Here is a 25180-nt window from a genome sequence, read left to right as displayed (position 1 = left end):
TGCTTTTATGCATTGTTCGCCCAATCAAAGGAAAAACATCGGCTCTATTTTTATAATAAGGCTACAAGAACAATAAGGAGTGCATCGAAGTGAATATTTTAGAAGCCCATAAAATTCATAAAAGCTACGGTAATAAGTTAAATATGCAGGAGGTTTTGAAGGGAATTGATATCGTCATTGAAGAAGGGGAATTTGTCAGTATTATGGGAGCCTCCGGCTCAGGTAAAACCACACTGCTGAATGTTCTTTCCTCTATTGATAAAGTGAGCCAAGGGTCCATTAAAATCAATGATATCGAAATGACGAAAATGAAAGAAAAGCAACTGGCTGAATTTCGCAAACAGCATTTGGGCTTTATTTTTCAAGAGTATAATCTGCTGGATACGCTAACCGTGAAGGAGAACATCCTCTTGCCCTTATCCATCACCAAAACGCCTAAAAAAGAGGCCAACCGAAAATTTCAGGAAGTAGCTACAGAACTGGGAATTTATGAGCTCAAGGACAAATACCCCAATGAAATCTCGGGTGGACAGAAACAGCGTACATCTGCGGCCAGAGCATTTATTCATGAGCCCAGTATTATTTTTGCCGATGAACCTACGGGTGCGCTGGATTCCAAGTCTGCTTCCGATTTATTAAATAAGCTGGGCCAGTTGAACCAAAAACGCAAGGCGACCATTATTATGGTCACGCATGATCCTGTCGCAGCCAGCCATTGCAGTCGGGTCATTTTTATTAAGGATGGGCAGATGTATACGCAGCTTCATAAAGGCGAGCAGGAAAGACAAAGCTTCTTCCAGGATATCATGAAAACCCAAGGGGTCTTAGGCGGGGTCCAATATGAACATTAATCTGCTCATTCTAAAGAATTTGAAAAAAAACCTGAAAAATTATTACCTTTATGTTTTTGCTCTCATTTTTAGTGTTGCGCTCTATTTCGCTTTCGTCACATTACAATACGATCCTTCCATGGACGAAGTGAAGGGTTCTGTTAAAGGTGCAGCTTCCATAAGGGCAGCTTCCGTTTTACTGGTCGCCATTGTCTGCATCTTCCTTTTATATGCTAATAATATCTTTATAAAAAGGCGCAGTAAAGAAATTGGCCTATTTCAATTGATCGGAATGACCAAAAATAAAATTTTTCGCATCCTGAGTGCTGAAAACTTAATTCTATACTTCAGTTCCCTGTTTATTGGAATCGGAGTTGGATTTTCCTTTTCCAAATTAGTGATCATGATCTTATTTAAAACGACGGGCGTCGAAGCCATTGCCACTCTATATTTCTCTAACCAAGCACTTATTCAAACACTCATCGTTTTTTGCATCATCTACCTGTTGATCATGCTCATGAATTATTCCTTTATCAAAAGACAAAGTATTTTGTCTTTGTTCAGAGTGAACTCAACCACCGAAGGGAAAATCAAGAAAATAACGATCTATGAGATGATCATCGGGATCATTGGCATCTCTCTCATCGCTTTAGGTTACTATGTTTCCTCCAAATTATTTGGCGGAGACTTTACATCCATGAATGAATTGTTTATGGCTATGGTGTTTATTTTGGGCACTGTCATCATCGGAACACTACTTTTTTATAAAGGATCTATCCGCTTTATTTCCAATATCATCAGAAAAAGTAAAGGCGGCTATTTGAACATTAATGAGGTGCTATCTCTCTCATCCATTATGTTCCGCATGAAATCCAATGCTTTGTTGTTGACCATTATTACAACAGTATCGGCACTTGCCATCGGTTTACTTTCCTTAAGCTATATCGCCTATTATTCTGCGGATCAATCAGCTGAGGACAATGTACCTTCCCATTTTGCAATGACGAATGAACCGGATGCTGAGAAATTCAAAACGTTACTTCAGGAGCATGATATAAAGTATCGTGAAAAGAAAATTGAAGTGATTCAAGTCAGTGTGAAGACAGCGCAAATTATGGAGACTCCTCTGGAACAATTAAATGAGGGTACGGATTCCATGACACTGCCTGTCGTAAGCGACCAATCTGTGGAGGGTACGGATGTATCTCCAGGCCAAGCGGTTTTAACGGGCTATAATGATATGTTACAGAAATTCATGTCCTTGAAAGACTTTGGACCCTTAGATTTGAAAGGGAAAACAGAAGTCATACCTCAACAATATTTGGGTCTAAAAAAGGAGTATGTGATTCCCTACTATTTTACAGCCGGGGGACTACCCACTGCCATTGTAGACGAAACCATATTTGAGCGGTTAAAGAAAGATGTAAATCCTGAGATTCAAAAGAAATCATCCTTATATATTGGAATTGATATGATAAATGCAGAACAGATTGAAGAAGCGAATCGTCTCTTTGCAGCTGCGGATTTTAATGATCAACAAACATCACGCCTTGAAATGAGCAGCAATCAGAAGCGGAACATGGGAGTGATCATGTTTGTAGTTGGATTTTTAGGACTCACCTTTCTCATTACATCAGGCTGTATCCTTTATTTTAAGCAAATGGATGAGAGCGAAGACGAAAAAGCCAATTACACCGTGTTAAGAAAGTTAGGGTTCACTCAAAGTGACCTGCTTAGAGGCATTAAAATAAAACAACTCTTTAACTTCGGCATCCCATTAGTGATTGGCCTTTCACATAGCTATTTCGCCGTCCAATCCGGCTGGTTCTTGTTTGGAACTGAAATTTGGATGCCTATGATCATCGTTATGGTGCTGTACACCGCCTTATATTCCATTTTTGGGATACTATCCATCCTGTATTATAAAAAGGTCATTAAATCAGCATTGTAATTGGTAAAAAGCAAAAAAGTCCCAGGCGAAAGTGCTGGGGCTTTTTCAAATATTTGAGCATTTTCGTTCCTACATGTACAATAAAATAACTATCATCGTAACCCCAAAGGGGGAGAGCTTATTTTATTATTAATCATCAATGGCATCGGCATCTTAGCCAATATCATACTTGGTTCCTCTGTAGGCGTGGCTATTTTTATGGGAATCGTTTTTTTCCTGATTGGCTTGCCTGAGTTTAAAAAATCGCCCAAGCTCACCAGAGAGGCTAAAAAGGATATCACCTATATTATGTCCACATTGTTAACCCTTGTTGTATTCATGGTTATCGTTTTCTGGAATATCCGTGCCTCAGGTGATTTGATGCTAGCAGGTCCGCTAACACCGCAAATGAAGTTTCACTGGGGACAAAAGGTGTTGATGCTAGGGTTACTGGAGGGCTTATGGTCTGTCATCACCCTAAAATGGCTATTACCCATCTTTTTTGATCCGCTGGATCTCAGTAAGAAGCAAATCCTTGTTTTAGTAAGCGGGATTGTATTTAGTGTGGGTTCAGGTATTTATGCCATGCTTGAAGCAAGTTAAAAATGCTTAACGCAAAGGTTCAAAACCCTCTGCTTGCTTCAGAATTCGCTCAATTACCGCGCATGTCTCCGGTTGCAGCGTCACTTCGACTGCTTTCACATTCTCTTCAATTTGTGCCGGTTTAGTAGCCCCAATAAGTGCAGCGCTGATACCCGGTTCTCTCAGAATCCAAGCAAGCGCGAGCTGTGACAGGGTAACACCCAAGTTCTTCGCCAGCTTATCCAGCTCCTGGACACAGTTCAGAACGGTATCGTTCATGTAACTGCTAATGACATTATTGACAGAGGCATCAGCCCCGCGGCTACCCGCCGGTAAAGGTTGTCCAGGCTTGTATTTCCCCGTGAGGATCCCTTGGGCCAGAGGCGAAAATACAATTTGGCCGATGCCTACCTGCCCGGATACCGGAAGTACTTCATGCTCGATATAACGCTCGAACATATTATAGATCGGCTGATTGGCAATCAGCGGGCGCAGATTCAGCCTTTTTCCAATCCCATAAGCATCCATGAGCTGGGCAGCACTCCATTCACTGACAGCAGCGTACAGAATCTTACCCTGAGCCTGAAGGTCATCGAGCGCTCGCAGCGTCTCTTCCAAAGGAGTATCCGAATCATAACGATGACAGAAGTACATGTCGATATAATCCGTACCAAGACGCTTCAGACTCGCTTCGCATTGCTCCATAATGTGCTTGCGTGACAGTCCCCTGTCATTGGGACCGGAATCCATAGGAAAGTACACCTTGGTAGATAATACATAGCTATCTCTTCGATAAGGCTTCAAGGCAGCTCCCATAGCCTTCTCGCCTTCTCCCCGGTTATACGCGTTCGCGGTATCAAAGAAATTAATCCCGAGTTCAAAGGCTTTGGCAATACAGGTATGAGCTGCTTCCTGCTCGGCGGCTGTACCGTACGTCAACCAGCTCCCCAGACCGATTTCACTAATTTTAAGACCACTGTTGCCTACATTTCTATATTTCATATCTACTCCTTCTTTCATAAGAAGATCATATTTTTATATTTTAACATGTAAACCCTTTCATTAAAATCATTAATGAAGGATTCTTGGAGTTATATGAAGGATATCTACCACCCTGACTGTTAGGGTGGTAGATGCTTTAGTCTCACAATCTCAAATCATGTCTACTTGCTTCCTACAGGAAAAAGCGCATCATATGCAGGACAAGGCAGTTTATCGAGGAACTCCTGAAGCTGCTTCGGTTTATTTTTGTAAATATCCTTTAGGGATGTTCCATTATAAATATTGCCGATGACCACAGGATGGCATAGCTCACAGATCAGGATGTCCCCGTTCCCGTGAAGATGGAGCTGTTTTTTACCATCAACACAATTGGAAAAATAAACACCCGGCTGCTCCTGGAAGCCCAGCGCTTCTGCAAAACGATCCATGCAGGTAAAATACAATACAGTATCATCTTTTTTATGTGCAATCAGGTCATGAACGGAACGAACGAGCGCTTCCTTGGTAGAAATAGCGTTCCAGTTGGTATGATCCATCACAATGCTGTTTTGGATTTCATGAATGCGCACACCGAGTTCATATACCTTTTCGCTGATAGCTGGCATGTTGTTCTGCGTCTCCGCAAACAGCAACGTCTCCAGCACCGTTTCCAGCTTGGCCTCGGTACATAACCGGATATTTTGGACGATTTTCTCATACATGCGAGGATGAACATGATAATAGGCTGCATATTTATCGGCATCCGTGAAGTTGAAGGAGATATGAATGTTGGAAAGACCTGCATCACGCAGTTTCTCAATTCGTTCAGGGCTGAGCAAGCTGGCATTGGTATTGAGCTGGGTAGCGATTCCTTTGCTCGAACAGTGAGCCACAATGTCCAGACAATCCTCATACTTCAAGGTCACTTCTCCCCCGGACAGTCGCACACGTTTTAACGTTGGAATGTCATCGATAATATCAATGACTTCTTTGCTGCTAATGCATTGCCCATCGTTCCGCTGATACGCGCAGCAGTAATCACACTTGAAGTTGCAATTAGAGGTGACCCCGACTTCCAGTCCCTCCAGCTCGTAGATGCCCGGCTTTTCCAGTTCAAGTGCTTTATATTTGTTCTCTATACTCACTTTCTCATGATCCTCCCAATCTCAGGCTTAAGTCTTGAATCCCCTTGAGATTATACAGAATAGGAGCGGTTTGTAGATATGACATTGGTAACGGCGGGGCCAAACAGATACAACAGCGATAGCGACCTTGGAATCCGCCTATCAGAGCTAAAAAAATTAATTTGACAAGCACTGCCGAACTTTAGTAAATTCATATTAGTTAAGCACTTAACTACATTTATGGTGGTGATCGTTTGAAAGATCTACAGGATTACGTACTTGATTTGCCGCTGCATTCTCTGGTTTTCTTTTCACTGGTGGAAACGACAGCTGGATTAGTTGATGTCTCAGAAAAATACTGGCATTCGAAGGGAACCAATGGAGCCAGAATTCGAATTCTGGTTGAAATCATGAAGGAAGGAGGCACAATTCTCCCATCTGTGCTCGCCCAAAGGATCGGTGTCACCAAATCAAATATTAGCCTGCTGCTCACCCCGCTCGAAAACGAAGGGTTCATTCGCCGGGAAGGCCATCCCATGGACGGCAGAAAATCAGTAATTTCTATCACAATCGAAGGGCAAAGCCTCCTGTTGCGTAATTTACCCGAAAACCGGCAGAGGATTGAGGAAAAAATGCAGGTGTTGAATGATCAGGAATTGAAGCAGCTCCTTTCCCTGCTCAACAAATTAAAGAGGACGTAATACAGCTTTTTTACTCAATTTGTTAAGCCGTTAACTAAAATCTCATTTGTATAAAAGGAATGATATTCCATGTCGATCGTTATTACTGGAGCCAATGGTCAATTGGGGAGCTTAATCATACAACAGCTCCTGCAAAAAGTCTCACCTCATGAAATTACCGCTTGTGTTCGCCACCTTGAAACCGGAAAACACTATGAGGCACAGGGAATTACAGTACGCTTGGGTGACTACGATCAACCTGATTCACTTGAGCAAGCATTCGCGGATGCTTCCCAACTGTTGTTGATTTCAAGTTCACATCCCGACGATACGATTCGTATTCGTCAACATACCCATATCATAGAAGCAGCTAAAAAATGTGAAGTAGAACACATTTTATACACCAGCTTTGCCTTTTCTGAAGCCAGCTCCATCCCCCTCTCCAATCTGCATTTGGCTACAGAACACGCCATTTGTACTACCGGAATTCCTTACACTTTTCTACGGAACGCTTTGTATACCGATTTTGTCAAAACTCTCGATCTAAACACCGCCATAGCGAAGGGCGCACTCGATATCTACCCTGGGGACTGGAAGTTTAACACTGTCACGCGTTGGGATCTTGCCAGAGGGATTGCAGCAGTGCTATCCGATCCAGACCACCATAAGAACAAGAAATATGAATTGACCTCTTCCAGTCCCTGGGCCTTTTCAGATTTGACAGCAGCTTTGACCGAGCTTACAGGCATATCCGTCTCCCTCTGTCATAACCCCCAAATCAAAAATTGGATATTTGGGTTTTTAGGCAAAATAGATACGCGCTCCACGTCGGATGATTTGGAACAGTTGATCGGTGGTCCGCTCACTTCACTGAAAGAAAGCATCCGGCCCTTTATCTCCATATGAAAAGCAACGCTAATTTTCTTGCCAACACCCACTCCATAAATTGTGATCAATATGTGAACTGGGCATAGTTCTCATTCCGAAATCCATACTGAATATATCTGTTGGTAATGGAGGCGGGAATTGTGGATAAAAGGATGAATCTGCTTATGTTCAGCGGCGATTATGATAAGGCAATGGCTGGACTGATCTTGGCGAATACAGCTCGGGAGCTGGATGTGGATGTGACGATGTTTTTTGCGTTCTGGGGATTATCACTGGTTCGTGATCCCGAGAAGATGACGCTTGAGGATAAGACGATTTACGAGAAAATCATGGGCTGGATGACTCCAAAAGGACCTGAAGAGCTGCCATTATCCAAAATGAATTTTAGCGGCCTTGGCAAGCTGATGCTGACGGAAATGATCGAAGATAATGAAGCCCCGAAGCTCATTCATTTCTTGAAAGGAGCGCGAAAGAAAAATGTAAAATTTTATGCCTGTAAGCTATCAGTCGAAATTATGGGTTTTAAACCGGAAGAATTTATACCTGAACTGGAAATTATCGAGGCCAAAACGTATCTAAAAGATGCGCTCGAATCCGATATGCAGTTGTTTATATAGGATAGACTTGCGCCTTATCCGGCTATTGGATGAGGCTTTTATTGTGACTAAATGATGACACTCGCCTATTTTTTTTAACCCATTCGGACCTACCTACGTACCCTAAGAAGACAGAACGACTTGGGAGGCGCCGTATGCTCATGGCTCGAATTGGAAGCAGTAATTGTAGGTATCAGCCTTCTAACGAGGCTTATTTCCAAAGGTATCGCGAAAGTACAATCGGATATCACCAGACCTTTGAATCTCCATATGGGCAAAAAAAGCTGATTTATGCGGATTGGGCAGCCAGTGGCCGTCTGTATGGACCCATCGAGTCGAAAATAGCAAAAGAATTAGGCCCTTTTGTGGCGAATACGCATACGGAGTCTAATTTGACAGGAACTCTGATGACCCAAGCCTATGAAGAAGCGAAACAAATCATTAAGGGCCACGTTCATGCCAATGAACATGATATCATCCTGTTCGCCGGGTCAGGTATGACAGGTGCAGTGAATAAGCTTCAGCGGCTGTTAGGATTGAAAATACATGAAAAATTAAAGCCCCTCTACCCCATTGCCGAAAAAGATCGCCCCGTTATTTTCGTTACACATATGGAGCATCATTCCAATCATATTTCCTGGGCAGAAACCATTGGAGACGTTGTGTGTCTTCCTCCAGGTCCCGGCGGAATTGTCGATCCAACTCATCTCGAACGACTGCTGCTTCAATTCCGGCATCGCCCTATCAAAATCGGCGCCTTTACCGCTTGCTCCAATGTTACAGGGTTCGAGGTACCGATTTACCAGCTAGCCCGCAAAATGCACGAACATGGTGGCGTTTGTTTCGTTGATTTTTCGGCAAGCGCACCTTACGCCGAGATCAACATGCACCCCACAGATCCGCTTGAGAAACTGGACGGGATTGTATTTTCACCCCACAAATTTCTTGGGGGTCCCGGTACAAGCGGCGTTTTAATTATGGATTCGAGGCTGTGCCTCCATTGTGCTCCAGATCAGCCCGGAGGGGGCACAGTTAGCTGGACCAATCCTTGGGGTGGATACGAGTATAAAGATAATGCTGAAGCCCGTGAGGATGGAGGGACGCCTGCCTTTCTACAAGCCACTCGAACCGCGCTCTGCATTCGGCTAAAAGAACAGATGGGACAGAAGCGTCTGTTGGAGCGCAAAAAGGAACTGACATCATTATTACTAAAGAGCTTGAGTACCATACCAGGGCTACACATTTTAGGAGGAAGCAGCCAAGAACGAATGGGAATCGTTTCTTTCGTTGTCGGCCATATTCACTATAACCTGATTGTAAAACTATTGAATGATCGGTTTGGCATTCAGGTCCGGGGCGGTTGCTCTTGTGCCGGCCCCTACGGACATTATTTGCTGGGCATCGACCCACAAACATCTAAACAAATGACAGACCTAATCCATGCGGGAGACTTATCTCGAAAACCGGGCTGGGTGCGTCTGTCGCTCCATCCCATGATGACGAATCAGGAGGTCTCCTATATCGCCTCTTCCATACGAGCAATCGTGGAAAACATCACGACCTGGCAAAAAGATTATATCTATCAACCAGATACGAATGAATGGCAATCTATGAATGAACATCACAAAATAGACATCAGCAAATGGTTCAATTTTAGCGATTAAGAGACTCCTGTCCATTCCCTTCTTTCAAAACTCTCATAGGATACACTGTAAATTACTATATGAGGAAAGAAGTGACGACAATGGGTCTCAATTTTCGCAACAGTACTAATGCGGCTATCTTTGTAGTCTTTGCCTACCCGGACTTCAGCTGTACTCCTGTTAACTACTCTAAAACAGGCTGGTACCGCGTTAACCCCGGACAGACTGTTCAGTTGTGGAGCGGCTACGCAGGAGGCAATACATTCTTTTATTACGCAGAAGATGATTTTGGACGCGAATGGAGGGGGACATACTTCACTCAAGTTCCTGAGAATGCCTTCAATTGGTGCTGGGATACAGGCTGTACCACTTGTAGAAGCGTGGGACTGCGGAGAATCGCAGTTAGCCCGTTCGTCTTCGACTATACTATCAACTTTGTAACGAGCAGCAGTCAAAGAAAACCTGCATCTTCCACACTCCGCATGACATTGCCTTCCAAAGCAACCCAAGAGAAACCTATTTTGCGCAGAGTTCCTGCAACACCTAAGAGACTAAAACAAGGCAAGCCTCAATTACAGAAACGCATCACGCATAAAAAACGGACAAAATAAAAAACGATCTATCAGCTCACATATAGTTTTTTAGAACCCAAAAAAGGAGCGACCTCACCCCCATGGCCTGCTCCTTTCTCTTTTATCTATGAGGTAACCCGCTTATTTACTCTCGGATTCCCACTTGGATATCTCTTCACGCACCCGTGGTGCTACCTCTGTTCCCAATAGCTCAATAGCTCTCATGACATCATCATGCGGCATCGTCCCGACGGGTACGTGGAGCAGAAAACGTGTAATGCCTACCTGTTTACGCAGATGGATGATTTTCTTGGCAACCGTGTCGGAATCGCCTACATACAACGCTCCTTCAAAGCTGCGTGCGGCATCGAAGCTGGAGCGAGTGTAAGGACCCCAACCCCGTTCACGCCCAAGCACATTCATGCTCTGTTGGGTGGAAGGGAAGAACTTATCCGCTGCCAGCTCAGTCGTCTCTGCGATAAAACCATGTGAGTGTGATGCAACCGGAAGCAGCGATGCATCATGACCAGCATGCCTAGCGGCTTTTTTATACAGTTCCACCAACGGGGCAAACTGTACAGGACTACCCCCAATAATCGCCAGAACCAGCGGCAATCCGAGCAAGCCTGCACGAACCACAGATTCCTGATTGCCCCCACTTCCAATCCATACGGGCAACGGATTTTGAACTGGACGCGGATACACGCCCAAATTGTTGATTGCCGGCCGATGTCCGCCTTTCCAGGTAACTTTCTCGGATTCCCGTATTTTCAATAATAGCTCCAGCTTTTCATCGAATAACTCATCGTAGTTATCCAAATCATACCCAAATAACGGGAACGATTCGATAAAAGAACCCCGGCCTGCCATAATCTCAGCTCGTCCATTCGAAATGCCGTCCAGTGTAGCAAAATCCTGAAACACACGTACGGGATCATCCGATGAAAGCACCGTAACTGCACTGGTTAACCGAATTCGTTGGGTCTGCGCAGCAGCAGCAGCGAGGATAACAGCCGGAGCAGATGCTGCATAATCTTTACGATGATGCTCCCCCACGCCGTACACATCCAGCCCTACCTGATCTGCAAGCACAATCTCCTCGACAACTTCACGTATTCGTTGTGCATGACTGATGACCTCACCCGTTTGGGGATCCGGCGTTGTTTCTACAAACGTGCTTATCCCTATCTCCACTTGTTCTACCCCCTATTTTCATGCCCTACTCTCATACGGCTGCTTTCGAAGCCAATCATTTTAAAAACCGATATCTTTATATTGAACCTTTTTTGCATCTTTTTCAAGCTCTCTTTTTCTGAGTCTGAAAACCAGCCAAGGGAAGTGTCTAGATTCGCCGCAGGAAAAGAAGTCTCTTTGTCGAATATTGTATGGAATAAAGAAGATTCCCATCCCACAACATGAATACAACAAGGAGGCACATACATTTATGGCTTTTGTCATTAACAATTTAAAGGATAACAGCAATGTTGCCATCACTGACCAATTAGGCGGATTTACGGTACTGGAATACATAACAGATTTGAGTTCTACCTCGGTGGAGGCTGCGAAAAACAATTACTATATGAGCAAAAGTAATATGCGCCGCAAACAGCTCATGATCGAAATCAACAATAGTGAGATTATGATGAAGGCGGGAGCCATGCAATATACTGTGGGTAGCATGGAAATGACTACCGGTGTAAAAGGCGTTGGAGGCTTAATGCGAAACTTGGTGTCCGGTGCTGTAACCGGGACAGGTGCCATTAAACCACACTATAAAGGCACGGGTACCATCATGCTGGAGCCTACCTACCAATATATTTGGCTTATTGATGTGGACAATGATGATATTGCCATCGAAGACGGCTTGTTTTTGGCTTGTGACACGACGCTAGACATATCCGTCGTTGCACGTAGTAATCTTTCCTCTGCTGCACTGGGTGGAGAAGGGTTATTTAATTTAAGCGCCCGCGGAAAAGGAGTGCTGGCACTTCAAGCGCCGATCCCTTCCGAAGAAGCGGTCGTTATAGAATTGCAAAATGATGTGCTGAAGGTGGATGGTAACTTCGCCCTCATGTGGTCCAATACCTTACAGTTCACCGTCGAAAAATCCGGGAAAACCAAAATGGGCTCGGCTGCTTCCGGCGAAGGGCTAGTAAATGTGTACAGGGGAACAGGAACCGTATGGTTAGCACCATTATAAACATAAGAAAGGAGAAGCCCTCGGCTTCTCCTTTCTTGCATTTTAATTCTTTTTTACAAACTCCGATTTTAGCTTCATTGCTCCAAAACCATCAATTTTGCAGTCAATATCGTGATCGCCATCCACCAGACGGATGTTTTTTACTTTGGTACCGATTTTCAAGACGGATGAGCTTCCCTTCACTTTAAGGTCTTTAATGACCGTTACAGAGTCACCATCCTGCAGAATGTTACCATTCGCATCTTTGACGACCTTTACGTCTTCACTACTTGCTTCTGACTCGGTAGACCACTCATGAGCGCATTCCGGGCAAATGAAAAGACTGCGATCCTCATAAGTGTACTCTGAATTACATTCAGGACAATTTGGTAAATTAGACATGGTATTATGTACTCCATTCATTTTCAAATTCTACTGCTATGCTAAACTTCCTTGATAGACCAAGCCTGCTCCAAGTCTCCCTTGGAGTTCCCTACAAGTATATTGGATAAACAGTCACGATTCCACTCATGGATAAAATTAATCTGAGTTTTGTACCGATACATAAGCGCCCTGCCTCTGAAAATACCCCGAGGGTGAACATGTAACTAAAACGGATGCTGACCTCTCTAGGCAGCATCCGTTTTAGTCATAAGCAGTATCATATGTTGAAATTGTACTCTACGGTACGTTTATTATGCTTGGGTTTGCTTGATCAGTTCACTCATTCCTTGGCTAAGCGGCGTAAGGGGGCGTTTCAACAGCTTCTCGAAATCGTCGCTTACGACATCCAAGGCTCCTTCACGAATCGCTTGTTGAATACCGACCACAATAGGGATTGCACCTTCCGGGACTCCCGCACCGAGCATAACCTCGGCATACGTAGCATCATCCACCTGCTGTACAGGAACGTCTTTGCCCAGAACCTCAGCAAGTACCGCTGCAAACTCTTCTTGGGTAATCGGCTTACCGGAGAGCTCGTATATTGTATTCTGATGCCCTTCGCCAGACAAAACGGTTGCAGCTGCTTGCGCATAATCTGCGCGGGTAGCCCAACCTACTTTACCGGTCCCTGCCGAGGTTAGCCAAGGAGCCCCCGCGAGTACGGATTGGATCGTGCCTGCCTCATTCTCCAGATACCAATTATTACGCAAGAAGGAGTAAGGAATACCTGACTCGCGAATGAACTCCTCCGTGATGCGATGTACGGGCGCAAGGAATAGAGTGCTGTCAGCGGCATTGGCAGCGCTAGTATAGGCGATGAAGCCTACTCCAGCACGTACAGCAGCATCAACAGCCGCTTTATGCTGACGGATTCTAGTATCATTATCCCCGTCTGCGGATATAATCAGCAATCGGTCTACTCCAGCAAACGCCTGATCCAGCGTCTCCGGTTTATCAAAATCGCCATGACGAACGTCAACACCACGAGACCGTAAGTTCTCTGCTTTTTCTGGATTTCTTACGCTAACAATAAGGTCGTTTGCGGGGACGGATGTAAGCAACGTATCTACCACGATGGAACCCAGTTGCCCCGTTGCTCCTGTTAATGCGATTTTCATATGAAATCCTCCATTCAAATTGTATTCACTTTTATATAGTAACTAAAAATATAACACATGTCTAATTTAGAGTCTAAAGGTCTGCTTTTCGGGTAAGAGTGGGTAACCCAAACTTTCCCCAGAGAAAGGAACCTGTATATGAAGAAAGCTATGATCATTGTAAATCCCTCTTCTGGCAAAGAGGAATCCCTCCAACATGTCAGAAGCGTAGAAGAAATTCTACGTGATCAAGGATACGTTGTTACGGTTAAAGAGACGGCAAAGGAACTGGACGCCACCCGTTTTTGCGTTAATGCGTGTGAGGAAGCTTGTGACCTAGTCGTTTCCATCGGTGGGGATGGCACACTTCACGAAACCATCAACGGCTTCATTGATCAAGACCACCGTCCAAGGCTGGGTGTCATCCCCCTTGGGACAGTCAATGATTTTGCCCGTGCCTTACAAATTCCGCTAAGTCCTGAGCTGGCGATCCGTACACTGACTTCTGCCCGCGTGAAAAACGTAGATATGGGCCTCTTAAACGGCCGAATGTTTGCCAATGTGGTTGCCACAGGTTCGCTTGCTGAATCGCTCTCAGCTGTATCATCAGACGATAAATCCATGTTTGGCACGTTTGCCTACTTCAAAGAAGGCATGAAAGAGCTTATCAGCCATCCTGCCCACTCACTTATCGTCCGCTATGATGACAAGAGCTGGGAAGGGAAATCTCCACTCCTTTTGGCTACGTTAACCAACTCAGTTGGCGGATTCGAGAAACTGGCGCCCGATGCGGCTGTTGACGATGGTCTGCTTCACTGCTTTATTTTCAAAAACCTCAATATATTGAACACCGTGACGGCCAGCATATCCTTATTTTTAGGCAACCTGAAGGATCATAGTGATATCGTTTACTTTACCGCAAAGCATGTAAGTGTCAGCTCCGCAGAACCGGTCAGTACGAATGTAGATGGTGAGGAAGGGCCGTCTTTGCCTATCGAGCTTGGTATTTTACCGCGTCATATCGAGGTAATTGTGCCGGAAGAGGTTTAAGTAATGCGGTGCTGGTCCTCAAGCTTGAGGATCATACTCGCTCAATTTTCCCTCGTAGATCAAATGGAATCGACCACTTTGACGAAAATCATCTGGCGTAACAAGAGCGGGCAGTTTGTTCCATATTTTTATGCCGGATCGCTGTAAAATTTCCGCAACGAATTGGGAACAAAAATAAGAATTGCTGAACTCGACTGGTTCTTTGAGTGCAATACCAATCAAACCCAGTAAGTTATACATATATTTTTGGCGACTTCGGATAAATACATGTAAAACTCGCTTCATTTTTTCAACTTCACGGTCGGTTACCTGAAGCTCGTAGATAACACATGTTGTATTCGGAAATCTGCTGTATGTACCTGTCTTAATATCCTCTTTCACGAAACCACCATCCAGAGGGTTATTCGGGGTCTTTCTCCCGAAGCTGTATAACTCCGAAAGTTCCCGGTTGAAGGAAATGGAGGCGTGATTGTATGGCGCTCTCGTATAGCTTTTAATGACTCTCGTAAGAAACGTTCCCGTATTCGTAAGCAAGATAAAGACGGATTGATCTGCTACCATTTACGAAATTTCCCCTTATCAAGTTTGAATTATTCCTTCATAATAACATAGGAACCCTAATGGAACCCTATTTCGCGATAAGTTGGTGAGTGGTAATGGACAGTTCGCTATTTACGTTAATCCTTATTTTTACAGCCTTATTGGTCATCCATCTGATTTACATAGTAGTAGTCAAAACACAGCCAGACAAAGACTATACAGCTATTGGGCTTCGCATCAAGACATGGTGGGGTATGTTCTTTATCTTTTGCTTGGCAACTCTTTTCAATCCGATTGTTTCACTGCTTTCCCTGATGGCACTCACCTTTTTTGCGCTAAAAGAATACTTTTCCATGATTAGATCCAGAAAAGCTGATCGCAGATTGTTTCTATGGGCATACTTGGCGATTCCCGTACAATTTTATTGGATTTATATCGGGTGGTACGGAATGTTTATTGTCTTTATCCCTATCTATGTATTCTTGCTGCTACCGCTTCCGCGATTGATCAACAAAGGAACGGTTGGTTTTTGCGCAGTGTCAGCTCGACCCAATGGGGACTCATGCTGATGGTTTTCGGGTTGAGTCATCTGGCCTATTTTCAGTTTGCTACTCCGCAATACGGAGCAAAACTTGTACTTTTTCTAGTGGTACTGACGCAGCTCAATGATGTCGTACACTATCTAGCATCACTCTATTTCGGAAAGCGGAAAATCGTCCCGACATCCAATCCCAATATAACTTGGGAAGGCTTTGCACTCGCTTTTCCCGTAACTATAGCGGCTTCCTATTTCATCTATCCCTACCTGACGCCGTTTGACCTGAAATTTGGAATTATTTTCGGTATGCTGATCAGCTTGAGCGGTTTCTTCGGCAGCTTAACGGTTTCCGTACTGAAGCGGGATTTATTAATCGGTGATGATGATAAGTTCGATGCTTTGAAAAAAAGCTATTTAAGCCGGGTGGATAGCTTGACCTACACCTCGCCCGTCTTTTTTCATGTAATCCGTTATTTTTTTGACTTTATGTAGGATTACATGGCTCAAACCTCGTATGAACAGTGATCATGGAACACGATATCTTGTTATGAAAAGGGCAGCCTATCCTCACCTAAGGATAGGCTGCTTTTGAGTGTACTACCGTAGCAGGGCATTCCTAATCCTGCTAACCCCTTCACGAATTTCATTTTCCTTTAGATGCCCGTAGCCCATTAGCAGTCGATTCCCTTCGAGCTGTGCCGCAAATACATTTTCGCTACGGAGATGTTCTAGCAAATTCTCTCGGAGTGGGAACTGAAACTCTGCTACCAAATGTAAACCAGCCGATCGGCCACATATCCGGTATTGCCCTGTAAAATGCTGTTCCAGGCTATCAAGCAGGACCTGACGACGCTTGGCGTACACTTTTTTCATCTTATGTACATGCTTATGAAGGAGTCGCTTCCTGATATACCGACTCAACACAATTTGTTCCAGGCTCGCTGTCTGGTAATCCGCCAGTTGCTTTAAACGGATAAAATCAGCGACTCGTGACGAGGGAAGAACAATATAGCCGATCCGCAGCGCAGGGAACAATATTTTGCTAAACGTCCCGACATATAGCACCCGTTCTGGGTCCAGACTCTGCAAGGAGTGGACGGGCGCCCCGTCATACCGGAACTCACTGTCATAATCATCTTCGAGCAGAAGACATCCTGTCCGGGCTGCATACTGAATAAGCTCGATCCGCCTTTGGATCGGCAAGATACCCCCCAGCGGGAACTGGTGCGAGGGTGTCAGATATGCCAGTTTGGGGTGTCTCTTTTGCGGCAGATCGGCTGTTATAACTCCCGAATCATCAACAGGCATACTCCGCAATGTGGCTCCTGTGGCCGCCAGAATGCTTTTTAAATCTTCATTTGTCGGTTCCTCTACCAGGGCTTCGTCTCCAGCTGACAGTAACAGACGGGTGACAAGCTGAATCGCTTGTACTGCTCCGCTAGTGATTACAATATGTTCCGGGCTGGCTTTCACTCCTCTGGTGTGAACCAAATAGTCGGCCAGCTCCCTGCGTAACTCAGGCTCTCCAGCAGGATCGCCATAACCTAGTGCCAGATCAGGAGCCTCTTTGCATACGCTCTGAAGCAAGTCAGCCCATGATTTGCGCGGAAATAATTCCAATGCAGGAAGGCCTGTCCGGAAGGAAATTACCGACATCTCATTTGAATATGCAGATTCCACTGCAGACGCAGACGCCTCGATAGGCGGTGCGGATACATAACCTGGAAGGACGGCCCCTTCCGCTACATAGGTACCTGAACCCGAGCGCGCAATGGCTAAGCCTTCGGCTAGCAGCATTTCATAAGCTTCGAGGATAACATTCCGGGAAACATTCAACTGTAAGGCCAGCACCCGAGTCGAAGGAAGTTTATATCCTGCATGCAGTTCTCCGGCTAAAATACGGTCCCGTATCGCTTGATACACCTGACGCAGCATCGGAACTGTCACATTCTTATCGATAGATAACCACATAGGTCGCCCCCTCAAGCGGTACTGTCAAAAACCTCTTCAACTGGATCTACAAGTGCCCCGTTTCTATTGCTACAGTATATATCAATATCTGTACAAGAGGTGAGATAAAATGAACAAACCAACCTTTTCGACTTACATGGAATTAGTGATCGCAACCTCCATTGTTGGCAGTTCTGTGGTAGTCGGTAAACTGGTCGTGATGCGGCTGCCTGTTTTTTTATCGCAATCTGCCAGTCTGGCCGTTGCCCTTCTGTTCTTGGTACCCATTGTATTCATTAAGAAATATTCACTAAGGATCGGCAAACGGGATGCCTTAATCCTGTTCATTCAGGCCCTGATCGGCATGTTTCTCTTCCGCGTCCTAATGCTGTACGGGCTGACCTACGCCTCTGCTTCCGAAAGCGGAATTTTAACTAGCTTAACCCCAGCTATCGTTGCACTTCTTTCGTATGTGCTGCTGAGAGAAAAGATTACGCTCCGCCCCGGTCTCGGGATTGCCTGTTCTCTGATCGGTGTTTTGTCGTTGCAAGTGCCTCACATATCGGCGCTCTGGTTCAATGCTCCCAACGCAACCTCGTTCATTGGCATGTTGCTTGTTCTGTCTGCTGTGTTCGGAGAAGCGGCACTGACAGTGTTACGCAAGATGCTATCCAGCCATGTCTCTTCCCTGCTTGGAACCATGTATATAACACTCTTTTCATTCTTCATGTTCCTGGCTTGTTCATTTGTGGAGGCCCAACAGTTCAACTTTAACCACGTTGGTGTAGGAGAGATGGGGCTAGTCTTATATTATGGTATCTTTGTCACCGCATTAGGCTACGTATTATGGTTTCGGGGTGTATCAAGAGTACCGGCTAGTACAGCAGCTGTATACACGGGTTGTATTCCCGTCAGTACATTGCTGCTGTCCTATATCATCCTCCGTGAATCCTTCTCATTTGCTCATCTGGCTGGTGCAGGCTTTGTGTTTCTGGGCATCATGCTCATGTCACGCGGTGAACGCCGCTGACTTACGCAAAGACCTTCTCAAAAAAGAGGCTCCCGGCTAAAACTTCGGGAGCCTCTTTTTTTTGATTCAAGATCTTATCGCATGAATTAATGCACCTGATCCAGCAATTGATATGCTTCTTCCTTCGTTTTAACCGCCAGGAGCGCTTCTCTGAAATGATCATCCATCAGCTTACGCGATAACATTTGCAATACTTTCAGATGCGCATTTTCCTTGCTGTTGCGCGGTACGGCAATCATGAAGATCAGTTTTGCTTCACTTCCGTCTGCACTATTCCAGTCAACACCGCCCTGCTTGATGCCGAAGACCACGCTTGGCTTCAGGACCGCTTCCGATTTGCCATGAGGAATGGCAATATTCATTCCAATGCCTGTGGAGCCTTCTTCCTCTCTGGCTAATATCGCCTGTTTGAAATCACTGGCAGAGCTTACGGCTCCATTTCTCTCAAGTGCTCCGATCATTTCATCAACCACAGCATCTCGTGTCGTTCCTTCCAGATCCAAATTAATCAGATCCATTGTTACAATATCCGTCAGTTTCTCAATGTGAATGGCTTGCGAAGATACGGCTGGCCCGTTATTTGTGACAGTTGTTGATGCAGATGACTCCGCAGCGGCCGTTGTAGTAATCGCAGATTGTCCAGCTTCCCCAGCAACATCTGGAGTTACAGTTACTGCAATATCTTTTTTCAGCAGGCTCACCAGGACAACCGATACAGCTACGCCGACAATAACGGCGATGAAGAACATAAGCACATGGTCCACTGCACCAAGTACAGCTACAATCGGTCCACCGTGAGCTACCTTGTCACCTACATTCCCCAACATCGCAATGACTGAACCGACCATGGATCCTACCATGATACTAGGAATAACACGCAGTGGATCTTGCGCCGCGAATGGAATTGCACCTTCGGTAATACCGAACAACCCCATTGTGAATGTTGCCTTCCCAGCCTCGCGTTCCGCAGGTGCAAATTTACGTTTGTTGATCATCGCTGCAAGTCCCATCCCAATCGGCGGAATACAAATCGCAACGGCAATTGGCCCCATAATTTCATAATTTCCTTCGCCGATCATGGCCGAACCGAATAAGAAAGCGACTTTGTTCACAGGGCCGCCCATATCAAAGGAGATCATCGCACCTAGAATCAATGCCAGTAGAATTGAGCTTGTACCTTGCATACCTGCAAGCCAACCTGTTAAAGCTTCAAACAATTGTGCGACTGGAGCACCGATTACAAAGACAAAGATTAATCCAACAATTAACGATGCCAATACAGGGATAATAATTATAGGCATGATCGGCTGTAATGCTCGGCCAACCTTGATTTTCCGAATCCCAAGTGCAACATAACCGGCCAGGAAACCGGCGATAATGCCGCCGATAAATCCAGCCCCCGCCTCACTTCCATAAAAGCTGCCGTTCGCAGCAATGAATCCGCCAATCATACCCGGTGCAAGCCCCGGTCTATCTGCAATGCTCATCGCGATAAATCCGGCGAGGATCGGTATCATAAAGGTAAACGAAGCCGAACCGATATCCTGAACCGTCTTCCAGAATGAACCGTCCGGTATAACCAGACCGCCTGGTGTCTTCTCACCGCCAATCGTCAACGCAATGGCAATGAGCAATCCCCCAATGACGATGAAGGGTACCATATAGGATACACCGTTCATCAAGTGGCGGTAGATGGGATTTTGTTTCGGTTTGTTCTCCTGTGAGCTACCTTCGGCAGAACGTGACTCTGCTTGGTACACAGGTACATTACCCTTCATCACCCGCTGGATCAATTCTTCTGGACGGCAAATGCCATCCTGTACGCCAACGACCAGTAGTTTCTTACCGACGAAGCGGTCTTTAACCACCGTTTTATCCGCTGCAATAATAATGCCATCTGCCTCACGGATCTCCTGCTCGGTCAGTTGATTTTCGACTCCAATGGAGCCTTGTGTCTCGACCTTCATCTCGACGCCCAGTTTTGCTGCTGCCTTTTGCAGATTCTCAGCTGCCATATACGTATGTGCAATTCCGTTAGGACATGAGGTAATCGCCAGTATCTTCATAGTCATTCCCCTTCTCTCTGTTGTTTCCGCTTACATTGATAGTATAAACGCCTATCTTGCTGTTATCGGACGAACTTTTTACCGGAACTTTCGGAAAAAAGGAATTATACCGGCAAAAAACAGGACTTATCTATAAGTCCTGTTCCAGAGCACAGCTTTTTAGTTTATCCCTTCATTCTCCCTAATAATCTCATCGCATTGGTCTCTTTAGATAAGGCATGAACCAAAGCAGGTTGCTCACTGATCAGGGACAATTCCTTAAATAACTGGCGCATTTCTTCCCGCCCATCCTGTTTGATCGCAAGCAAGAACACAAGCTCTACTTTCTCGGTTCCCCAGGTAAGCGGCTGCTTCAAAGTAGCGATTACAATAGAGGACTGCCTTATCCACTCAGAACCGCCATGCGGGATGGCTATGCCTCCCCCAATCGTCGTGGCCGACATTTTTTCTCGCTCCAGTACGCTGTCCACATAACCAGGCTCCACATATCCTTTGTCCTCCAGTATTTGCGCCAGCTTGGAGATCAATTGTTCCGGATGCTGCACTTCCTGCTGGGGAAAGACCAAAAAAGGTGTTGTATATTTAAAAAATACCGATTCTTCTGCTGCCCTATGTTCCGGCTCATCCAGTCGTCGGATCACTTGCTCCAGTCGACGTTCGTCCTTGGCATCCAGCAAGGGAGAGACGAGAATGTGCGGAATGTTCATCTCTGGGAGATCTACAGTGGTAATGACGAGATCCACCTCCTGGGCTGCCAGATAGTCCTGCACTTCTGCTTTGGAAAGGGTTGTCTCCACATGTACAGCCGGAAATTTACGTTCCACCTTGGTGCGTAGCAGTTGGGACATACCGATGCCCATGTGACACACGATGATGGCTCTCTGGGGATGACTCTCTTTCTGGTGCAATCGCTCCACAGAAGCCTGAAAATGCAGCGTTAAATACGCCGCTTCCTCCTCGGGGAAGGATAGCCGGGTCCATTTCCCCACCTCTTCCAGTGTAATAATAACTCGGTCGAACATGTAGGGGTACATCTTCTTGATCTCGGCCAGCATAGGATTGGACACGGTCAACCCATATTGAAGACGGTTCAGGGTCGTATATAAATGGACATTCAACCCTTTCAACAACATCTTGTCCTTGGAAAAGGCAATCATATTCAGCTCGGACATCCGCCGGACTAACTGCTCAATCAACTCAGGTAAAAGCGGGTGGCTATCTACCAGCTCACCTTGTTTTCCCGTTCTTTCCTCTTGCTGGTAACGGAACTTCCCGCTAAGCAGGTGCAGAGTTAAATACGCCGTCTCTTCCTTGGAAAAAGGCACAGCAAACAACTTTTGCAACTGATGCAAAAAAGACGTAGCCCATGTAAATTCGCGTCTCTCCTGCAAAAAGGCAATGTCCTGCTTGGAGAGCGAAATGGGTTGTCCCATCTTGGTTCGTTTGACCATTAAGAGGATATGCAGCATTAGAGCTTCGAAAGCTTCGTCAGTAAAGCTGAGCTCATAGCGTTTTTGAAATGCTTTTAATTCATGATTTATGGTTGTAATCTCGTGCGATTCAAACTGTTTGCGCATCATCTGTCCTGTTAACTCAGGACTGTCAATCAGCTGGTTCATCCGCGCCAAAGCGATTCGCTTATTTTTCTCAGAGCCTTGAATGGTCAATCCAACGCGCTGCTTGGTAATCAAGGCCAGATCAAAGCTGTGCAGTCAGCCATCGATCTTCTCCATATCTCTACGGATCACCGTCTTGTTCACATAATACTGTGAAGCTAGATCCTGGATGGTCACAGGCTTGGCATTCATCAAGAGCCGATAGGCGAGATGCAGCACCCTTTCCTCATCCGACTCATGTTGGGCTGTACTCTCGTCCGCATACAGTCGATGGAACAATTCATTCTGATCCGCTTCACCCATCTCCAGATAAATGCCGCGTCCCGGCCTTCTCACCAGATTGGCATCAGAATGCTTAACGATATAATCTTCAATTACTTTCAGATCGTTGCGGATCGTCTTTTCAGAGCAGTCGGTCAGATCCGCCAGATCCTGCGCTAACCACAACCGGTCCGGTTCAGTTAACAACATGCGTAAAATTTCCATTTGCCTTTTATTCATTCCATTCTCCCATCTTCCAAAATAAAGAATGTCCAGGGCATTTCGAGCTATATTTTTGCTGGTTTTGTGTTGACTTTAAGTATACTCCAAGTAGTACATTTAAAGCATGGTGGCCGCCAAATTTAAGAATAATGAAAAGAGGAATCGCTCATGACCATTGGGAAAACAGCTCTTATTACTGGGGCCAACAAAGGCATCGGGTATGAAACAGCCAGACAATTGGGGGGTATGGGTCTTACAATCCTGATTGGCTCACGGAATGAGCAGAGCGGCCGGGAAGCGGTGGCTAAGTTGGCTAATGAGGGAGTAGAAGCCCGATTGATTTTGTTAGACGTGACGAATCAAAGTACGATTGATTCCGCAGTCCAACAGATCAAACAAGAATTCGGTTCCCTTGATGTACTCATCAACAATGCCGGCATATCTTTGGGAGGAGCCAATCCTCCAAGTCAGTTCTCTTTGGACGATTTAAGAGAAACGTATGAAACAAACTTTTTCGGTTTGGTCGCGGTGACGCAAGCTATGCTGCCTTTATTGCAAAAATCTCCTTGTGGTAGAATCGTTAATTTGTCGAGTGGCCTTGGTTCGTTAACCTATAATAGCGATCCTGAGCATGAGCATGCACAATTTAATTTGCTTGCCTACAATAGCAGCAAAGCAGCGGTTAATATGTTCACCGTCACCCTTGCCAAAGAATTCAAAGACTCACCTCTCAAAATTAATTCGGCTGACCCTGGCTTTACCGCTACTGACTTAAATAGCTTTACAGGACCAGGTTCGGTACAACAAGCTGCTGCTGTCGTTGTTCGTTTAGCTACTTTAAATAGTGACGGGCCGTCAGGAGGGTTTTTCGACTCGAATGGAGAAGTGCCTTGGTAATCGTTACAATTAAGGAGTGGGATACTTTGCAGGAAATTCCGGAGACCATAACCTCTATTAGTCAAGCTGCAGAACTAACAGGTTTAACAGAAGATACTATACGCTATTATGAGCGAATTGGCTTACTGCCTTGTGCTGAACGAAAGGCTAACGGACACAGGTTCTACAGTAGAGATCAGATTCTGGGGATTATCTTTTTAACCCGATTAAAAGCCACTGGAATGACTATAGAGGAAATGAAGCATTATCGAGAACTTTCGATGCAAGGCAACAGCACCATTCCGATCAGACACTCCTTACTTGAGAAACATAATCAGAAGATTCAACAAGAAATTTCCAGACTGATGGAAACCCAAAAAATTATTGAATATAAGCTCAACCATTATCGTGACCTCTCTACCAATCCTGATCTTAGCGACACGAATTGCAACCCTACAACACACAGCACCAATCCCCTTTTTTAAGGGGTTTTTTTATTTCAGCAGGAGATTGATGGAGCTCCCTTAATTCCCTATAATCCAAATATAGTATGAATTTCTAGGGGGAATAACGGTGATCACCTATGTGAGATGCAATGACGTCAGTATGGAACACATTTTTCAAGCATTTTCGCTTGGGTTCTCGGATTATTCCATTCGCCTGACCATGGATCAGGACGATTTCGCAGCACGTTTTTTTGGTCCAGAGGGTAATACACGGAATCACTCTTTCCTTGCCATGGATGAGGATCAACCGATCGGCTTAATTCTCGGCGGTGTCCGGCAGTTCGACGGGTACAAGACCATGCGTTGCGGCACGCTATGCATCGCTCCGGCTTACCGCGGTCAAGGGATTAGCAACAAGTTGCTGGAATTACATAAACAAACAGCCATCTCCGCGGACTGCCAGCAGCTATGGCTCGAAGTCATCAAGGATAATCATCTGGCCGTTAAATTATATGAAAAGCAAGGCTATCAGCCACGCTATACGCTGAAATACTACAACGGCACTCTGCCCTCCGCCCCACCCGCTGCCCTCTCATCTTCGTATATTCTTAAGGAAGTTACATTTGATGACATCGCAGCTTTTCGTAAGACCCTCACCGACTGCCACATCCATTGGCAAAGCGACACACCTTATTACGCCACCAGTACACAGGAAGCTTTTCTCGGCATCTACGAAGTGAATCAAACGTGCCTCGGCATGGTGAGCATGAGTGCTAAGGGTAAAATCAACTTTCTTTGGGTCGATCCTAAGCATCGCAACCAAGGATTAGGATGCGCCCTCCTTCATAGAGCAGCAGAGACCCAAAAGATTGAGAAGGTGTACATCTGTCTGTCTGACAATGACTCTCTTGAAGGCTTTATCCAAAAAATAGGTCTCTCGAAAGACCCCATTGAGCAATATGAAATGGGTATGCCGCTGAAGGTCGATCATGTTGTACAATGATCAACCTTCTTCCTATCCATGCTCCCCTGATTGATT

General features: G+C 45.4%; 22 protein-coding genes and 2 pseudogenes. 15 read left to right on the top strand and 9 right to left on the bottom strand.

All coding sequences use genetic code 11. From position 1 onward, the window contains the following. Positions 1–89: 89 nt before the first annotated feature. From MHB46_RS14915 to MHB46_RS14905, 3 genes are all read left to right on the top strand, one after another. Positions 90–851, top strand: coding sequence for an ABC transporter ATP-binding protein (locus MHB46_RS14915; RefSeq protein WP_341162708.1), 762 nt, complete (start codon positions 90–92; stop codon positions 849–851). Further along, complete coding sequence (locus tag MHB46_RS14910; protein ID WP_341162707.1) at positions 841–2781, top strand: ABC transporter permease; 1941 nt, start codon at positions 841–843, stop codon at positions 2779–2781. The genes MHB46_RS14915 and MHB46_RS14910 overlap by 11 nt, the downstream gene beginning before the upstream one ends. A 198-nt stretch (positions 2782–2979) precedes the next feature. Then, positions 2980–3363 carry a hypothetical protein gene (locus MHB46_RS14905; protein WP_341162706.1) on the top strand — a complete coding sequence of 128 codons (384 nt, stop codon included), beginning with the start codon at positions 2980–2982 and terminating at the stop codon, positions 3361–3363. Between the two features lie 6 nt (positions 3364–3369). On the opposite strand, the gene MHB46_RS14900 is transcribed toward MHB46_RS14905, so the two are convergent. Both MHB46_RS14900 and MHB46_RS14895 read right to left on the bottom strand, forming a co-directional pair. Then, positions 3370–4344: an aldo/keto reductase family protein gene (locus tag MHB46_RS14900; RefSeq protein WP_341162705.1), complete on the bottom strand. Its 975-nt coding sequence runs from the start codon at positions 4342–4344 to the stop codon at positions 3370–3372. Between the two features lie 161 nt (positions 4345–4505). After that, a complete protein-coding gene (locus MHB46_RS14895) occupies positions 4506–5468 on the bottom strand; it encodes a radical SAM protein (protein WP_341162704.1) in 963 nt (320 codons plus the stop codon). Between the two features lie 233 nt (positions 5469–5701). On the opposite strand from MHB46_RS14895, the gene MHB46_RS14890 reads away from it, so the two are divergent. The 5 genes from MHB46_RS14890 (at position 5702) to MHB46_RS14870 (ending at position 9865) form a co-directional block, all read left to right on the top strand. Then, positions 5702–6148 carry a MarR family winged helix-turn-helix transcriptional regulator gene (locus MHB46_RS14890; protein ID WP_165178206.1) on the top strand — a complete coding sequence of 149 codons (447 nt, stop codon included), beginning with the start codon at positions 5702–5704 and terminating at the stop codon, positions 6146–6148. 69 nt (positions 6149–6217) lie between these two features. Then, a complete protein-coding gene (locus tag MHB46_RS14885) occupies positions 6218–7033 on the top strand; it encodes an NAD(P)H-binding protein (RefSeq protein WP_341162703.1) in 816 nt (271 codons plus the stop codon). 122 nt (positions 7034–7155) lie between these two features. Next, the gene (locus tag MHB46_RS14880; protein ID WP_341162702.1) at positions 7156–7632 is read left to right on the top strand and encodes a DsrE/DsrF/DrsH-like family protein; all 477 of its coding nucleotides are present in this window, start codon (positions 7156–7158) and stop codon (positions 7630–7632) included. A gap of 134 nt (positions 7633–7766) precedes the next feature. Beyond that, on the top strand, positions 7767–9275 hold the full coding sequence (locus tag MHB46_RS14875) for an aminotransferase class V-fold PLP-dependent enzyme (protein WP_341162701.1): 1509 nt from the start codon (positions 7767–7769) through the stop codon (positions 9273–9275). A gap of 80 nt (positions 9276–9355) precedes the next feature. Then, entirely contained in the window at positions 9356–9865 is a 510-nt protein-coding gene (locus MHB46_RS14870) for a DUF1036 domain-containing protein (protein ID WP_341163749.1), read from the top strand. Between the two features lie 102 nt (positions 9866–9967). On the opposite strand, the gene MHB46_RS14865 is transcribed toward MHB46_RS14870, so the two are convergent. After that, complete coding sequence (locus MHB46_RS14865) at positions 9968–11020, bottom strand: LLM class flavin-dependent oxidoreductase (protein WP_134902742.1); 1053 nt, start codon at positions 11018–11020, stop codon at positions 9968–9970. 250 nt (positions 11021–11270) lie between these two features. On the opposite strand from MHB46_RS14865, the gene MHB46_RS14860 reads away from it, so the two are divergent. Then, on the top strand, positions 11271–12026 hold the full coding sequence (locus tag MHB46_RS14860; RefSeq protein WP_068939217.1) for an AIM24 family protein: 756 nt from the start codon (positions 11271–11273) through the stop codon (positions 12024–12026). Positions 12027–12068: 42 nt separating this feature from the next. On the opposite strand, the gene MHB46_RS14855 is transcribed toward MHB46_RS14860, so the two are convergent. After that, positions 12069–12407, bottom strand: a complete 339-nt coding sequence (locus tag MHB46_RS14855) for a zinc ribbon domain-containing protein YjdM (protein WP_013312677.1) — start codon at positions 12405–12407, stop codon at positions 12069–12071. Positions 12408–12700: 293 nt separating this feature from the next. Then, positions 12701–13567, bottom strand: a complete 867-nt coding sequence (locus tag MHB46_RS14850) for an SDR family oxidoreductase (protein ID WP_341162700.1) — start codon at positions 13565–13567, stop codon at positions 12701–12703. Positions 13568–13705: 138 nt separating this feature from the next. On the opposite strand from MHB46_RS14850, the gene MHB46_RS14845 reads away from it, so the two are divergent. Beyond that, positions 13706–14596, top strand: coding sequence for a diacylglycerol/lipid kinase family protein (locus MHB46_RS14845; protein ID WP_341162699.1), 891 nt, complete (start codon positions 13706–13708; stop codon positions 14594–14596). 18 nt (positions 14597–14614) lie between these two features. Here MHB46_RS14845 and MHB46_RS14840 read toward each other — a convergent pair whose 3' ends face one another. Further along, complete coding sequence (locus tag MHB46_RS14840; protein ID WP_341162698.1) at positions 14615–15157, bottom strand: hypothetical protein; 543 nt, start codon at positions 15155–15157, stop codon at positions 14615–14617. 233 nt (positions 15158–15390) lie between these two features. Here MHB46_RS14840 and MHB46_RS14830 point away from each other — a divergent pair. After that, positions 15391–16166 (top strand): annotated as a pseudogene (locus MHB46_RS14830) (phosphatidate cytidylyltransferase). Between the two features lie 105 nt (positions 16167–16271). Here the strand turns inward: MHB46_RS14830 and pdxR are convergent. Further along, a complete protein-coding gene (pdxR, locus tag MHB46_RS14825; RefSeq protein ID WP_341162696.1) occupies positions 16272–17645 on the bottom strand; it encodes a MocR-like pyridoxine biosynthesis transcription factor PdxR in 1374 nt (457 codons plus the stop codon). Between the two features lie 109 nt (positions 17646–17754). On the opposite strand from pdxR, the gene MHB46_RS14820 reads away from it, so the two are divergent. Continuing rightward, on the top strand, positions 17755–18654 hold the full coding sequence (locus tag MHB46_RS14820) for a DMT family transporter (RefSeq protein WP_341162695.1): 900 nt from the start codon (positions 17755–17757) through the stop codon (positions 18652–18654). An 86-nt stretch (positions 18655–18740) separates the two neighbouring features. Here the strand turns inward: MHB46_RS14820 and MHB46_RS14815 are convergent, their stop codons facing one another. Both MHB46_RS14815 and MHB46_RS14810 read right to left on the bottom strand, forming a co-directional pair. Continuing rightward, positions 18741–20720 (bottom strand): PTS fructose transporter subunit IIABC, encoded by a 1980-nt coding sequence (locus MHB46_RS14815; RefSeq protein ID WP_341162694.1) that lies wholly within the window; start codon positions 20718–20720, stop codon positions 18741–18743. A 164-nt stretch (positions 20721–20884) separates the two neighbouring features. Then, positions 20885–22837: pseudogene (locus tag MHB46_RS14810) on the bottom strand (BglG family transcription antiterminator). A gap of 150 nt (positions 22838–22987) precedes the next feature. Between MHB46_RS14810 and MHB46_RS14805 the strand changes: the two are divergent. The 3 genes from MHB46_RS14805 to MHB46_RS14795 all read left to right on the top strand — a co-directional run bounded on the left by MHB46_RS14805 (position 22988) and on the right by MHB46_RS14795 (position 25144). Beyond that, complete coding sequence (locus MHB46_RS14805; protein ID WP_341162693.1) at positions 22988–23716, top strand: SDR family oxidoreductase; 729 nt, start codon at positions 22988–22990, stop codon at positions 23714–23716. Beyond that, on the top strand, positions 23710–24180 hold the full coding sequence (locus MHB46_RS14800) for a MerR family transcriptional regulator (RefSeq protein ID WP_341162692.1): 471 nt from the start codon (positions 23710–23712) through the stop codon (positions 24178–24180). The genes MHB46_RS14805 and MHB46_RS14800 overlap by 7 nt, the downstream gene beginning before the upstream one ends. 88 nt (positions 24181–24268) lie before the next feature. Beyond that, positions 24269–25144, top strand: a complete 876-nt coding sequence (locus MHB46_RS14795) for a GNAT family N-acetyltransferase (RefSeq protein WP_165178242.1) — start codon at positions 24269–24271, stop codon at positions 25142–25144. Positions 25145–25180 lie beyond the last annotated feature (36 nt).

This window comes from Paenibacillus sp. FSL H7-0703 (assembly GCF_038003485.1).
In the GTDB taxonomy this organism is placed as follows: domain Bacteria; phylum Bacillota; class Bacilli; order Paenibacillales; family Paenibacillaceae; genus Paenibacillus; species Paenibacillus polymyxa_B.
Note: the sequence above shows the minus strand (reverse complement) of the source record. Positions and strands in the feature narration are given on the sequence as shown.

Bases quoted from the DNA above. Each gene is read 5' to 3' on its own strand.
- MHB46_RS14910 (WP_341162707.1), top strand. From the start codon at position 841: ATGAACATTAATCTGCTCATTCTAAAGAATTTGAAAAAAAACCTGAAA.
- MHB46_RS14905 (WP_341162706.1), top strand. From the start codon at position 2,980: ATGGGAATCGTTTTTTTCCTGATTGGCTTGCCTGAGTTTAAAAAATCG.
- MHB46_RS14900 (WP_341162705.1), bottom strand. From the start codon at position 4,344: ATGAAATATAGAAATGTAGGCAACAGTGGTCTTAAAATTAGTGAAATC.
- MHB46_RS14885 (WP_341162703.1), top strand. From the start codon at position 6,218: ATGTCGATCGTTATTACTGGAGCCAATGGTCAATTGGGGAGCTTAATC.
- MHB46_RS14875 (WP_341162701.1), top strand. From the start codon at position 7,767: ATGCTCATGGCTCGAATTGGAAGCAGTAATTGTAGGTATCAGCCTTCT.
- MHB46_RS14870 (WP_341163749.1), top strand. From the start codon at position 9,356: ATGGGTCTCAATTTTCGCAACAGTACTAATGCGGCTATCTTTGTAGTC.
- MHB46_RS14860 (WP_068939217.1), top strand. From the start codon at position 11,271: ATGGCTTTTGTCATTAACAATTTAAAGGATAACAGCAATGTTGCCATC.
- MHB46_RS14855 (WP_013312677.1), bottom strand. From the start codon at position 12,407: ATGTCTAATTTACCAAATTGTCCTGAATGTAATTCAGAGTACACTTAT.
- MHB46_RS14850 (WP_341162700.1), bottom strand. From the start codon at position 13,567: ATGAAAATCGCATTAACAGGAGCAACGGGGCAACTGGGTTCCATCGTG.
- MHB46_RS14845 (WP_341162699.1), top strand. From the start codon at position 13,706: ATGAAGAAAGCTATGATCATTGTAAATCCCTCTTCTGGCAAAGAGGAA.
- MHB46_RS14840 (WP_341162698.1), bottom strand. From the start codon at position 15,157: ATGGTAGCAGATCAATCCGTCTTTATCTTGCTTACGAATACGGGAACG.
- pdxR (WP_341162696.1), bottom strand. From the start codon at position 17,645: ATGTGGTTATCTATCGATAAGAATGTGACAGTTCCGATGCTGCGTCAG.
- MHB46_RS14820 (WP_341162695.1), top strand. From the start codon at position 17,755: ATGAACAAACCAACCTTTTCGACTTACATGGAATTAGTGATCGCAACC.
- MHB46_RS14815 (WP_341162694.1), bottom strand. From the start codon at position 20,720: ATGAAGATACTGGCGATTACCTCATGTCCTAACGGAATTGCACATACG.
- MHB46_RS14805 (WP_341162693.1), top strand. From the start codon at position 22,988: ATGACCATTGGGAAAACAGCTCTTATTACTGGGGCCAACAAAGGCATC.